The sequence below is a fragment of the Mesorhizobium sp. P2_B11 genome (assembly GCF_056404855.1).
The window spans coordinates 105,632-118,623 of sequence record NZ_JBFUDF010000010.1; the positions used below are offsets into that span (position 1 = coordinate 105,632).

Below are 12,992 nucleotides of genomic sequence, written 5' to 3' on the forward strand. Positions count from 1 at the left end.
CGCGCTCAAATGCGGCCTCGCTCAGGCGACTTTACTATTTATTGAAGCTGTTAAGGCTAGGTTTAAGCCGAGCTTCTTTCCGACAAAGGCCATGATGATGAACGCAGCCAAGGCGGGTGCTTCCTCCTGGAAGTCCGATATGACGCTGGCGCTGCTTGCCATGCTGGTGGCGCTGGCCGTCAATGCCGCCACCGGCTTTCGCGAATTGAGCAATGCCGGCGGCGACAATGACAGCCTGCTGCGGCTGGTCGAGGTTCGCGACATGCTGGCCGGCCAGGGCTGGTTCGACCTGCATCAGTACCGGATGGGGCCGGAAGGCGGCTTCGTCATGCACTGGTCGCGGCTGGTCGATGCGCCGCTCGCCGCCATCATCCTTGCCGCCTCGGCGCTGACCGGCAGCATGGCCATGGCCGAGGCGATCGCACAGGTGCTGTGGCCGGCGCTGCTGTTTTGCCTGGCGGTGTTCTTCCTCGCCCGCGCGGCGCGCAGCTTTGCCGGCGCCGGCGCCGTCCTGCCCGCCATCGTCATCGGCGCGGCGGCGCTGCATTTCATCGGCATCTTCCTGCCAGGTGCGCTCGATCATCACAATGTCCAGCTGACGCTGACCATGGCCAGCCTCAGCCTGCTGCTCGAGGCGCCGACGCGCCGTTGGGCGGCGCTGATTTCTGGCCTGTGCGCGGCACTGACGCTGGCTGTCGGCATGGAAACCGCGCCCTATGTCGCCACCATCGGCGCCTGCATCGCCTTGCTGTTTGTCGTCGATCCCGGCGGCGAGCATCGGATCGCAAGGGACTTCGGTCTCGGCTTCGCCGGGGTCTCGGCACTCGTCTTCGTCACCACCATCCCGCCATCGGCCTGGGGCCAGGCGCAGTGCGATGCCTTCTCGGCGGTGCAATTCGTGGTGGCGGCAGTCGCCGGACTGGGCCTTGCCGTGGTGACGTCGCTCAAGGCGTCCAATGGCACGGCCACCCGCCGCCTGATCTCGCTCGGCCTGCTCGCGCTGGTGCTGGGCGCCGTCGTGGTCGTACTGTTCCCGCAATGCCTTGCGGCGCCCTACGCAAACCTCGATCCGCGCCTCAAGGAATTGTGGCTCGACCACATCGATGAGGCACAGTCGCTGTTCCATATCGCCGTCAACGAACCGGCCTCGCTGGCGGCGCGCTATGTCACGCCGCTGGTGGCGATCCTGCTGATGGCGCTTCGCCTGCGCGGACCATGGCGCCGCCAGGACAGTCTCGTTGGCGCGTTGATGGTTGCCGCTTTCATCGTCAGCGTCTGGCAGGTCCGCGGCTCGACATTCTCGATCGCCCTGGCCGTCATCCCGCTGTCGGCCTGGATCGCAAGCTGGCGCGAACGGGCCAGCATCAGCCCTTCGCGCAGCGTGTCGCTGCGCATGGCGGCAGTCTGGCTGGTGTCGGTCAATGCCGTCTGGGCCGGCGCTGCCGCCGCCACCTCGAGCGCGTTCGAGGCAGACAAGGTCGCCGCCGCGGCCAAGGACGCCGATCCGGCCTGCACGAGCAAGGCCTCCTTCACGGCGCTGGCCGCGCTGCCGGACACCACGGTGCTCGCCATTTCCAATCTCGGCTCGCCCATCCTGGCCTATTCGGGACACCGTGTCTTTGCCGGCCCCTACCATCGCAACATCGCCGGCGACCTGCTTGCACTCGATGCCTTCCTGGGGTCGGCGGACCAGGCCAAGGCGATCGTGGCGCAGCACCATGTAGGCCTGGTGGCGCTCTGCCGCGGCAGCGCCGAAACCAAAGTGCTCGCCGCCAAGGCGCCGCAAGGCTTCCTGGCCGAGCTGATGCAGGGAGGCCTCCCCGATTGGCTCGAACCGGTGGCCGAAACACTGGGAAGCCCGGTCGAACTCTACCGCGTCCGCTAAAGCATAATTCGCCAGCGAAAAATCGATTTCGCGATACGGTTCCTAAACGCTTTGCTGCCAGTCTCAGCCTAAATTTCGGACGTCAAAAACAGGGATACCGATGCAAACGACGTTTGGCACCGGGCAGGCAAGCAGGGAAAACACGGATCTGGCGTTCACCGACACGCTGACCGGGCTTGGCAACCATCGCCGCTTCTTCGACAAGGTCGATCGCCTGATCAGCGACCGCGCCGACGATCCCGCGCCCTTCACCGTCGGCATTCTCGACCTCGACGGCTTCAAGCCGATCAACGATCTGTTCGGCCACAAGGCCGGCGACGACATATTGATCCAGGTGGCGATGCGGCTGCGCGCCTCGATGGACAGCCATTCCACCGTCTGCCGCATCGGCGCCGACGAATTCGCCTACCTCTATCCGATGGTGTTCTCGGAGGAAGCCGCGGCCGAGAAGTCGCGCATGATGATCGAAATCCTGTCGGCGCCTTATGATGTCGGCGAACGCACCGCCAGGCTCTCGGCCTCTGTCGGCTGCTCGCTGTTCTATTCCGGCGACGAAACCACCGAAATCCTCGTCCACAAGGCTGAAACCGCGCTCTACCACGCCAAGCGTTCGGGCCGTGGCCGCGTCGTCGTCTATACCAGAGAGATGGAAGAGGCGGCCAAGCGCGTCACCCGCATCGAACAGGCGCTGCGCCGCGCCGTCTCGGCCGGCGAGGTCGAGCCGCACTTCCAGCCCATCGTCGATCTCAACACCCGCCGCACCATTGGTTTCGAGACGCTGGCGCGTTGGACCGATCGCGACCTCGGCGTCGTCCCGCCAACCGTGTTCATTCCCATTGCCGAGGAGCGCGGCATCATCGGCCCGCTGTCGCAGCTGGTGCTGCGCAAGGCGACCGAAGCGGCGCGCAGCTGGCCGAAGGACCTGTTCCTGTCCTTCAACCTGTCGCCCTCGCAGCTCGTCGACCAGAACACCGGCCTGCACATACTGTCGATCCTCGACCGCACCGGCTTCGATCCGCGCCGGCTCGAGATCGAGATCACCGAAACCGGCCTGATGAACGATCCGGCCTCGGCCGAGAAGATCGTCGAGGATCTCCGCCGCGTCGGCATCCGCGTCTCGCTCGATGATTTCGGCACCGGCCAGTCCTCGCTCGGCCGCTTGCGCGAATTTCACTTCGACAAGCTCAAGATCGACCGCGCCTTCGTCTCCTCGATCCTCGACGACCGTCCGTCGGAGCACATCATCCGCGCCATTCTCGCCATGTGCGAGGGGCTCGGCATGGATGTTGTCGCCGAAGGCATCGAGGAGGAGGCGCAAGCCGACCGCCTCGTCCAGTTCGGCTGCGCCGGCGGGCAGGGCTATCTGTTCGGCAAGCCGGTCGATGCCGACGCCACGCTCGGCTATCTCCGCGATTCCTACCGCGGCGCCCTCTACGCCAAGGCGATCTGATCTCCGGTCTGCCGTGCGCCGAGCGGGCTTTGCTCGTCGGCTTGCGTCCTTTTGTCTGACATAAGCCGAATATATCGCCGTTTTCACCCTTGCCCCCCGGACTTGGCTGGCTAGGATGCGCGCCGACCGGGACCGGGAGAGAAAAATATGATGCCATCGGCGGATTTTGCCGACCTTAGGGGCGCCTCGGTGCTGATCACCGGCGGCGGTTCCGGCATTGGCGCGGCACTGACCGAGGGTTTTGTTCGCCAGGGCGCCCATGTCGCCTTCATCGACGTCGCCGATGGCCCAAGCACGCTGCTCGCCGACCGCGTTGAAAAGGAACTTGGCCGGCGGCCGCTCTACCTCAAGACCGATCTGCGCGACGTCGAGGCGCTACGCGCCTCTGCTGCCCAGGCGGCGGAGGCGCATGGCGACGTCACCGTGCTGATCAACAATGCCGCCTGGGACGAACGCCACGATGTCGCCGACGTCACCGTCGAGTTCTGGGACAACAACCTCGCCATCAATCTGCGCCCGCATTTCTTCACCGCGCAGGCGGTGGCGCCGGGCATGAAGCGGGCCGGCGGCGGTTCGATCATCAATTTTACCTCGACCTCGTATCTCATCAACCACCCCGACATGCCGGCCTACACCGCCGCCAAGGCCGGCATACTGGGCTTGACCAAGGGCCTCGCCGGCAAGCTTGGCGTCGACGGCATCCGCGTCAACGCTGTTGCGCCGGGCTGGGTGATCACCGATCGTCAGCGGGAACTCTGGGTCACGGAGGAGAGGCTTGCCGCCCATGTCGCCAAGCAGTGCATCAAGCAGGTCATGCAGCCCGACGACATGGTCGGCACCGTGCTGTTCCTGGCTTCGGACGCCTCGCGTATGCTGACGGCACAAATGCTGATCGTCGACGGGGGGTTCCTGTGAGCCCGGCAAACCAGGCAAGCAAAGCGCCGGCCGTCGCCGCCGTCGACTGGGGCACGACCCGTATGCGGGTCTGGCTGATCGACGAGGCGGGTGGGGTGCTGGCTGAACGCCGCGGCGATGACGGCCTGATCACCGCGCAGCAAAAGGGCTTTGCCACCATCCTCGAGGGCCATCTGACGGCGCTCGGCGCGCCGGCTTCGTTGCCGGTCATCATCTGCGGCATGGCAGGCTCCCGCCAAGGGTGGCTGGAGGCGCCCTATGTCACCGTATCGGCGCCGATCGGCGCCATCCTCGCGGGCGCCGCCCGCATTCCTGGCGTCAGCCGTGACATCCGCATCGTGCCTGGCCTGGCGCAGCGGCTGGCCGATGCGCCGGATGTGATGCGTGGCGAGGAAACCCAGCTGGCCGGCGCCGGTTTGCCGGCTAACGGTCGCCATCTCATCTGCATGCCCGGCACTCATTCGAAATGGGTTCTGGTCGAGAATGGCGCGGTCGATGGCTTCTGCACCTGGCCGACCGGCGAACTGTTCTCGGTGCTCGCCCAGCATTCGATCCTGCGTCATTCGCTGGGCGAGAGCCCGAAGCCGGTGACCCCGGACAATCCATTCTTCCAGGACTGGTGCCGCAAGGCGCTGGCCGAGGGTGGCGACGTCACCTCGCGGCTGTTTTCGATCCGCGCCGCAGGTCTGTTGCAGGACCTCAAGGCCGACGATGCCGCCGCCTGCCTGTCCGGTCTGCTGATTGGCGGTGAGATCGCTTCGGCGGGCCGCCGTTATGGCGAAAGCGCCACCGCAATCGTGCTGGTCGCCTCGGGTTCGCTTGCGGCGCTTTACCGGCAGGCGCTCGACTTGGCCGGGCTTGCAGTACGGGTGGTCGACGCCGACGAGGCGGTGCGTGCCGGCCTGATCGAGGCGGCGCGGGAAAATGGCATGATTCCCGCACTATGATCGCAGTATATGGAGTGAGCGCGTGACCCAGACAGCCCCTTTCCCGAAGCTGAAGCGCGGCCTCGTCGCCATCTTGCGCGGGCTTAAGGCAACCGAGGCGATCGCCATAGGCCAGGCACTGTTTGATGCCGGCATCGAGGCGATCGAGGTGCCGCTCAACTCGCCCCAGCCGTTTTCGTCCATCGCCAGGATTGTTCAAGTTCTGCCGAAGACCGCCTTGGTCGGCGCCGGCACGGTGCTCACGGCGGCCGATGTCGACAACCTTCACCAGGCCGGCGGTAGGCTGCTGGTCAGCCCCAACATCGATGCCGAAGTGATGGCCCGCGCCATGCATCATGGCATGGTGACGATGCCCGGCGTGTTCACCCCCACGGAAGCGTTTCTGGCGATCCGGCTTGGCGCCTCGGCGCTGAAATTCTTCCCGGCAAGCGTGCTTGGCGCCGGCGGCATTTCGGCGATGCGCGCCGTGCTGCCGGCCGACACCGTGGTCGGGGCCGTCGGCGGCGTCTCGGAAAAGGACTTTGCCGGCTACAAAGCCGCCGGGGTAACTGCTTTCGGCCTTGGCTCCAGCCTGTTCAAACCCGGCATGAGCGTCGACGAGGTGGCCACGCGGGCCAGGGCGGCGGTGACGGCTTGGGATGCGGCATTCGGCGGAGAGGCATGATGGAAAACGTTTCGGTCTTTTCCGACCATATCTGCGAGCTCGGCGAGGGCCCGAGCTACGATCCCGCCACCGATGCGCTGTTCTGGTTCGATATCGTCAACGGGCTGTTGCTGGAGCAGGGCGTCACTTCCGGCGCGCTGAAGGTCCATGACCTCGGCCAGATGGCCAGCGCCATCGCCATCATCGACGACAAGCGCCAGCTGATCGCCACCGAGACCGGCCTGCAGGTCCGCGATGTCGCGACCGGCAAGCTGACATTGCATACGGCCATCGAGGCCGACAACGCGCTGACGCGCTCCAACGATTCGCGCGTCCACCCTTGCGGCGCCTTCTGGGTCGGCACAATGGCCAAGGACGAGGGCAAAGGCGCTGGCTCGATCTACTGGTTCTTCAAAGGCGAGTTGCGCACGCTTTACACAGGCATCACCGTGTCGAACTCGATCTGTTTTTCTGAAGACGGTTCGATCGCCTACTACACCGACACGGCGACCGGCCTGTTGATGCGCGTCGCCTGCGACCCGGCGACCGGTCTGCCGGTCGGCGAGTCGAAAGTCTTCGTCGACCATCGCCAGTCGAAAGGCTATGTCGATGGCTCCGTCGTCGACCGCGACGGTGTGCTGTGGAACGCCGTCTGGGGCGGCAAGGCGGTCAAGGCCTATTCGCCCGATGGCACATTGTTGCGCGAAATTGCCATGCCGGCGGGGCAATCCTCGTGCCCGGCCTTTGTCGGCGCCAAGGCCGACCGGCTGGCTGTGACCTCGGCCTGGAAGGGCAAGGACGACAAGCAGCGCAAGCTCGACCCGCAGGCCGGCATGACCTTCCTGCTCGACATCCCGGTCAACGGACGCTTCGAGCCGCGCGTACTGATCGCCTGAGAGGCGCCAGTGCTTCGTTGACGGTTGTCACGCAACCGCCCGGGCCGGTCGGTTTCATGCAAGCCGATCGCGCCGGCCGTGCGAAGCTAGCCGCCTCTATCGCCCGGAGCCTTCCATTCCATGCCGCAGAAGAAGCCGACCCTGATTCTCGTCCACGAGCCGGAAAAGGCCTGTCTCGACTGGCTGATCGCGGATGGTTTTCCGGCCGAACGTGCGCTCGAAATCTCGTCCTATCTGGCGCAGTCGACCGATATCGCTCCTGAATTCGATCAGCTGGCGGCCGCTTGTGAAAAGAGCGGCCTCACCTTCATGCCGGTCGAACTCGACGATGCGGCGACGGTTCTGGCGAAAGTCGATCCTGAAACCACCTTGGTCTGGACGCTGACCGACGGCATCGCCTATTTCCGCGGCGCCGCCGCACCAGCTCTCGCTCGGCTGAATGGGCTTAAAACCATCGGTGCCGACGATGCGCTGTTTGCGCTCTGCCAGGACAAGTTCCGCTCCGGCGCCGTGCTCGGCGCACTTGGCCTGCCGGTGCCGCAGGCCGGTCTTGCCCGCGACGGCCGCTGGCTGGCCGAGCCGCCGCCGTCAGCCGCCGGCTGGTTCGTCAAGCCGAACCGGCTCGGCTCCAAGGTCGGCATCTGGCCGGATTCGCACTGCCACGAGCTGGAGCACGCGCTGGAACTTAGCCGGCGTGTCTATGCCGCCTACCGCGACGATGTCGTCGTCCAGCCCTATGTCGCCGGTCGCAATGTGCGCGCCAGTTTCCTCGGCCTTGAGCCGGACACCGGCGCGGAAGCGCTCGGCATCGTTTTCGTTGATTCCGGCGGCGATTTCCAGACCATGGCCGACTCAATGGCGCTTTACGGTGACACCGGCGAGGCCGCCAAGGCGGCCGGGCTCTACAGCGAGCCGGTGCTGGAGCCGGTCGCCGACACCCAGCCGGCAGCCGCGGCAACCATCCGCCGCATCGCCGAGCGGCTGGTCAGTGGGCTTGGCCTGCGCGACGTGTTTTCCATCGATTTCCGGGTCGAGGCCAACGATCACGTCCACCTCATCGAGTTCGAGGTCTGCCCCGGCCTGCCCTGCTTCGATTTCCGTGCCTATTGCCGGCAGCAATGGGGCATGACGCTGGCCGATGCGATGGCGGCAACAGCTGCGAACCGGCTGAGCGGAAAGACGATCTGAACGGTCACGGTGACCGGTACGACAGCTGCGCCTTGACCGCTGTTGCTTCACCTTTAGTGTCGCGGAATAGTCCTCAGGCAAGGCCGCGCGATGAGCACACCAGCAAGCACCCTCCACCATCACATCCGGCGCATGGCCGGGCGCGACCCGCATGAGGTCCATCGTGTTGCCACCCCGCTCGAGCTGCTGTTCGACCTGACCTTCGTCACCGCCTTCAGCCTTGCCTCGTCACAGCTGGCGCATGGCGTGGCCGAGGGCCACTATGCGGCGGCGCTGCTCGGCTTCGGCTTTGCCAGCTTCGCCATCTGCTGGGCCTGGATCAACTTTTCCTGGTTCTCCTCCGCCTATGACACCGACGACTGGGTTTTCCGCCTCGTCACCATGGTGCAGATGATCGGCGTGCTGGTGCTGGCCATTGGCCTGCCGCGCCTGTTTGCCTCCATTGAGCATGGCGAACACCTCGACAACTCCATCATGGTGCTGGGCTACGTCATCATGCGCGTCGCCATGATCTTCCAGTGGCTGCGCGCGGCGCGGCAGGATCCCGCCCGGCGGGGCGCCTGTTCCACCTACGCCATTGCCATCGCGGTGGCGCAGATCGGCTGGGTGGTGCAGATCCTGGTCGATTTCTCGCTTGAGGCGAGCCTGGCTTTCGGCGCGGTCCTGCTGCTCATCGAGATGGCCGGGCCGGTGATCGCCGAGCGCAGGGATGGCGGCACGCCCTGGCATGCGCATCACGTAGCCGAGCGCTACAGCCTGTTCGCCATCATCGCGCTTGGCGAAGGCGTGGTCGGCACGCTGGCGACATTGTCGGCCGTGGTTGAGGAGCAGGGCTGGAACGTCGATGCCGCGCTGGTCGGTATCGCCGGCATGGGGCTAACCTTCGGCATGTGGTGGGTCTATTACATGCTGCCTTCGGCGACGGTGCTGCACCAGCATCGCAACCGCGGATTCGTCTGGGGTTATGGCCAGATGCTGACCGTCGCTGCCATCGTCGCCACCGGCGCCGGGCTGCATGTCGCGGCCTATTTCATCGAGCACAAGGCGCATATCGGTCCGCTGGCGACCTTGCTATCGGTCGCCATTCCGCTGGCCGTGTTCCTGGGCGCGATCTATGCGCTGCATTATTACCTCGTGCGGCGCTTCGATCCCTTGCACATCTGGCTGCTGGCGGGCACCGCCGCCATGCTGGCCCTTGCCGTCATCGCCGTGCTTGCCGGCGTCGACATGGCGGTTTGCCTGATCATTCTGACGCTGGCGCCGGCCGTCAGCGTGGTCGGCTATGAGATGCTCGGGCACCGCCATCAGGCGCAGGTTCTGTCAACGCCACGCTAAGCGGCGAATTCGGCGTCAGATACCCTCGACCAGCACGATTTCGCCGTCGGCCACCTTCTGGCGGATGGCGGCGGCGCGCTGATATTCGGGCGAGTGGTAGCAATCATGTGCTGCGGCAAGCGACGGAAACTCGATGATGACGTTGCGGGCGCGCCCGGCGCCCTCGGCGAATTCGTAGGGTCCGCCGCGTGCCAGGAATTTCAGGTCGAAATTGTCGAAGGCCAGTTTGGCGGCGGCGACATATTCCTTGTAGCCTTCAGCATCGCGCACTTCGACGCGGGCAATCCAGTATCCCTTGGGCATGCTTTTTCTCCAAAATTGTTCCTGGGTTTATGCCGAGCGCATCTCATCGAGAATGGCTTCCGCCGCCGCGCGCCTGTCGCTTGCCGCGACGACCGGGCGGCCGACGACGAGATGGCTGGAGCCGTTGCGGATCGCTTGGGCCGGCGTCACCACGCGTTTCTGGTCGCCATGGTCGCTGCCCTTGGGCCGGATGCCGGGTGTCACCACGGCCAGGTCAGGTCCGACGATACGGCGCACCGCTTCCGCCTCCTCGGCCGAGCAGACGACGCCGCCCATGCCGGCATGCAGCGCCTGTTCGGCGCGCCGCAGCACCAGCGTGTGCGGGTCGTATTCATAACCGGCGTCGATCACGTCCTGCTCGTCCATCGAGGTCAGCACGCTGACCGCCAGCAGGCAGAGATCGCTGCCCTTGGCGGCCTCCACCGCGGCCCGCATCGCCTTGGGATAGGCGTGGATGGTGAGCATCGTCATGCCCATGCGCACGATGTTCTCGACGCCCTTGGCCACCGTGTGGTCGATGTCGAGCAGCTTCATGTCGAGGAAGATCTTGGTGCCGCCGCTGGCCAGTTCCCTGGCGAATTCCAGCCCGCCAGCGAAAGCCAGCTGGTAGCCGATCTTGTAGAATGAGACGACGCCCTCGAGTTCGCGCACCGCCTGCTCGGCCTCCCTGACAGTCGGCACGTCGAGGCCGACGATCAGCCGGTCCCGCATTGTGGTCGCGTGGATCATGCCCGGGTCGACAGCATATGCGAGGTTTCGATCAGCGTGCGGCATAGGTGCTCCATCGATTTGTTCAGTCTCTGATCCCTGAAATTGCCGTCGGCGTCGAAGGCACTGCCGCCATCGGCTACCGAGCATTCCGGCGTCACCACTTCCATCTGGCAGCGCACCAGCACGGCGCGCAGGTGGTTGATGCAGCGTATCCCGGCGAAATGTCCGTTGGAAGACGAGCACAGTCCGGCGACCTTGCCGGCAAACGGCCTGAACGTGCGTCCGCTATCCGTGCGCACCCGGCTTACCCAGTCGATCGTGTTCTTGAGCAGCGGCGGGATCGAGCCATTGTATTCCGGCGTCGCAATCAGCAGCCCGTCATGCGCGATGATCAGCCGGCCGAGCTTGACGGCATTGTCGGGGACGCCTTTTTCCTTTTCGAGATCTTCGTCCAGGATCGGCAGCGGATAGTCGGCCAGCGAAATGCGGGTCACCTCGGCGCCCTGCATGGCCAGCTCCTTCTGCGCCACATCGGCGGTCCTGCCGCTGAAGGCGCCGCTGCGCAGCGAGCCGGCAAAGACGAGGATTTTCGGAATCACTGCCATTGGCCAACCTTGTCTCGGGACAGGTACAGCCGCCGGCAACTCAAATCAATGTTTCTCGCGCCGGTAAATCCACAGCTGCGTCGGCGGGATGTTGCGGAAGATGAAGTCGAAATGCTTGACCGTGTAGTCGCCGCGGCCGGGCGGGATCGGCGACAGCGGCCCATAGGTCAACTGCACGATCGGCCGTCCCACCGGGATGCGGTCGAGCAGGCTCTCGATATAGGCGATGCGCTGTGCGACCGGGAAGTTGAGCAGCGGCACGCCTGAGACGACGGAGTCGAACACCATGTCCCGCTTGTCACCGAGCGTCGCATTGAGATTGAAGGCGTCGCCCTCGATGACGTTGACGCCGGGATAGAGCTGGCGCAGATGGCGCACGAAATCGGTGGAGTATTCGACCGCGTAGAGGTTTTCGGGCTTCACACCCAAGGCAAGGATCTGGCGGGTGATGACGCCTGTGCCGGGGCCAACCTCAAGCACCGGCAGGCCGGACTTCGGATTGACGATGGAAGCCATCTTGCGGGCGGTGATGGAGCTTGTCGGCACGATCGAGCCGACCGTCTTCGGCTTGTCGATCCAGCCTTTGAAGAATTTGAGTTCGTCGTCGAACTTTTCCGCCAGCGCCTTCCGCAATCCCGGACCACGTGTCATGCAAGTTCTCCTCAGCCACCCCCCGAACGCTACTTAGCAGCTAACAGGTCCAAGGCAAGGCGCGATCTGGCATAAGATGTTGATGACGTTCGGGAAGCGCCTGGGCGCGCTCACCCGCCACGGCCCCCTACGAGACAATCACCGCTCGCCAAAAGACTCGAAAAAGTCCTTCATGCGGGCGAAAAAGCCGCTCGATTGGGGCGAATTGTCTTTTGACGACAGCTGCTCGAACTCTTCCAGCAGTTCGCGCTGGCGCCGCGTCAGGTTCTGCGGCGTCTCGACCGCGGTCTGGATGTAGAGGTCGCCGACATTGGGCTGGCGCAGCACCGGCATGCCCTTGCCCTTGAGACGGAACTGACGCCCGTTCTGCGTCCCTTCGGTCACTTTCACCTTGGTCTGGCTGCCGTCCAGCGTCGTCACCTCGAAGGAGCCGCCAAGGGCCGCCGTCGTCATCGAGATCGGCACCTTGCAATAGAGGTCGGCGCCGTCGCGCTGGAAGAATTCGTGCGGCTTGACCGCCAGGAAAATATAGAGGTCGCCCGATGGCCCGCCGCGCAGGCCGGCTTCGCCCTCGTTGGCAAGCCGGATGCGGGTGCCGTCCTCGATGCCGGCCGGAATGTTGACCGACAGCGAGCGTTCCTCGGTGACGCGGCCCTGGCCGGCGCATTTCGGGCACGGGTCCTTGATCGTCTGGCCGCGGCCCTGGCATTGCGGGCAGGTGCGCTCGATCGAGAAGAAGCCTTGCGTCGCCCGCACCTTGCCGTGGCCATGGCACATCGAGCAGGTCACCGGCTGGGTGCCGGGCTTGGCGCCGCTGCCCGAGCATTCCGTGCATGAGATCGAGGCCGGCACGCGGATCTGCGCGGTTTTTCCGGCAAACGCCTCTTCCAGCGTGATTTCCATATTGTAGCGCAGGTCGGCGCCGCGCTCGCGGCCGCCGGAAGAGCGTCGCTGGCGCCCGCCCATCATGTCGCCGAAAATGTCTTCGAAGATATCGGCGAAGCCGCCGGCACCAAAGCCTTGCGCGCCGCCATTCATGCCGCCCTGCTCGAAGGCGGCGTGACCGAAACGGTCATAGGCTGCGCGCTTCTGCGGGTCCTTCAGCGTCTCGTAGGCTTCGTTGATTTCCTTGAACTTGTGCTCGCAGGAGTGATCGCCGGGGTTGCGGTCGGGATGGAACTGCATGGCGAGCTTCCGGAAAGCGCTCTTGAGCTCCTTGTCGTCGGCGCCCTTTTGCACGCCCAGCGTTTCGTAGAAATCAGCTTTCATTTTTTCCCGCAGTCCGGATGCTCAACGTCTTGATGCATGTTGCGTCGTTTGCCGGCACGTCGTCTCGATTTAGGAGCGGTGCTGCCCGGATGCTAGGGCCGGCGCGGATTTGTCCGTGTTTTTCGGCGACTTTTTCGGCAGGACCCGCACTTTTTTCAGCGAGGGTTGCAAAAAAGCCCGGCTTTGCGCCGGGC

Annotated in this window: 13 protein-coding genes; 8 read left to right on the top strand and 5 right to left on the bottom strand. The window is 64.9% G+C overall.

Annotated elements, in window-relative coordinates:
* Positions 1-91: 91 nt before the first annotated feature.
* The 8 genes from AC1DYJ_RS28430 to AC1DYJ_RS28465 all read left to right on the top strand — a co-directional run bounded on the left by AC1DYJ_RS28430 (position 92) and on the right by AC1DYJ_RS28465 (position 9,259).
* Positions 92-1,885 carry a GtrA family protein gene (locus AC1DYJ_RS28430; protein WP_477287181.1) on the top strand — a complete coding sequence of 598 codons (1,794 nt, stop codon included), beginning with the start codon at positions 92-94 and terminating at the stop codon, positions 1,883-1,885.
* A gap of 100 nt (positions 1,886-1,985) precedes the next feature.
* Positions 1,986-3,335 carry a putative bifunctional diguanylate cyclase/phosphodiesterase gene (locus tag AC1DYJ_RS28435; protein WP_477287183.1) on the top strand — a complete coding sequence of 450 codons (1,350 nt, stop codon included), beginning with the start codon at positions 1,986-1,988 and terminating at the stop codon, positions 3,333-3,335.
* Positions 3,336-3,482: 147 nt separating this feature from the next.
* Positions 3,483-4,250, top strand: coding sequence for an SDR family NAD(P)-dependent oxidoreductase (locus tag AC1DYJ_RS28440; protein WP_477287185.1), 768 nt, complete (start codon positions 3,483-3,485; stop codon positions 4,248-4,250).
* Positions 4,247-5,197: a 2-dehydro-3-deoxygalactonokinase gene (locus AC1DYJ_RS28445; protein WP_477287187.1), complete on the top strand. Its 951-nt coding sequence runs from the start codon at positions 4,247-4,249 to the stop codon at positions 5,195-5,197. The genes AC1DYJ_RS28440 and AC1DYJ_RS28445 overlap by 4 nt, the downstream gene beginning before the upstream one ends.
* A gap of 22 nt (positions 5,198-5,219) precedes the next feature.
* On the top strand, positions 5,220-5,861 hold the full coding sequence (locus AC1DYJ_RS28450) for a 2-dehydro-3-deoxy-6-phosphogalactonate aldolase (protein WP_477287189.1): 642 nt from the start codon (positions 5,220-5,222) through the stop codon (positions 5,859-5,861).
* Entirely contained in the window at positions 5,861-6,736 is an 876-nt protein-coding gene (locus tag AC1DYJ_RS28455; RefSeq protein ID WP_477287191.1) for an SMP-30/gluconolactonase/LRE family protein, read from the top strand. Before AC1DYJ_RS28450 ends, AC1DYJ_RS28455 begins: the two co-directional genes overlap by 1 nt.
* Before the next feature lie 120 nt (positions 6,737-6,856).
* On the top strand, positions 6,857-7,924 hold the full coding sequence (locus tag AC1DYJ_RS28460; RefSeq protein ID WP_477287193.1) for a D-alanine--D-alanine ligase family protein: 1,068 nt from the start codon (positions 6,857-6,859) through the stop codon (positions 7,922-7,924).
* A gap of 90 nt (positions 7,925-8,014) precedes the next feature.
* The gene (locus AC1DYJ_RS28465; RefSeq protein ID WP_477287195.1) at positions 8,015-9,259 is read left to right on the top strand and encodes a low temperature requirement protein A; all 1,245 of its coding nucleotides are present in this window, start codon (positions 8,015-8,017) and stop codon (positions 9,257-9,259) included.
* Between the two features lie 15 nt (positions 9,260-9,274).
* Here the strand turns inward: AC1DYJ_RS28465 and AC1DYJ_RS28470 are convergent, their stop codons facing one another.
* From AC1DYJ_RS28470 to dnaJ, 5 genes are all read right to left on the bottom strand, one after another.
* Positions 9,275-9,562 carry a DUF1330 domain-containing protein gene (locus AC1DYJ_RS28470; RefSeq protein ID WP_477287197.1) on the bottom strand — a complete coding sequence of 96 codons (288 nt, stop codon included), beginning with the start codon at positions 9,560-9,562 and terminating at the stop codon, positions 9,275-9,277.
* 27 nt (positions 9,563-9,589) lie between these two features.
* Complete coding sequence (pyrF, locus tag AC1DYJ_RS28475) at positions 9,590-10,291, bottom strand: orotidine-5'-phosphate decarboxylase (protein ID WP_477287199.1); 702 nt, start codon at positions 10,289-10,291, stop codon at positions 9,590-9,592.
* The gene (locus tag AC1DYJ_RS28480) at positions 10,288-10,878 is read right to left on the bottom strand and encodes an NADPH-dependent FMN reductase (RefSeq protein ID WP_477287200.1); all 591 of its coding nucleotides are present in this window, start codon (positions 10,876-10,878) and stop codon (positions 10,288-10,290) included. The genes pyrF and AC1DYJ_RS28480 overlap by 4 nt, the downstream gene beginning before the upstream one ends.
* A gap of 45 nt (positions 10,879-10,923) precedes the next feature.
* Positions 10,924-11,529 (bottom strand): phospholipid N-methyltransferase PmtA, encoded by a 606-nt coding sequence (gene pmtA, locus AC1DYJ_RS28485; protein WP_477287202.1) that lies wholly within the window; start codon positions 11,527-11,529, stop codon positions 10,924-10,926.
* A 138-nt stretch (positions 11,530-11,667) separates the two neighbouring features.
* Positions 11,668-12,798: a molecular chaperone DnaJ gene (dnaJ, locus tag AC1DYJ_RS28490; protein WP_477287204.1), complete on the bottom strand. Its 1,131-nt coding sequence runs from the start codon at positions 12,796-12,798 to the stop codon at positions 11,668-11,670.
* Positions 12,799-12,992 lie beyond the last annotated feature (194 nt).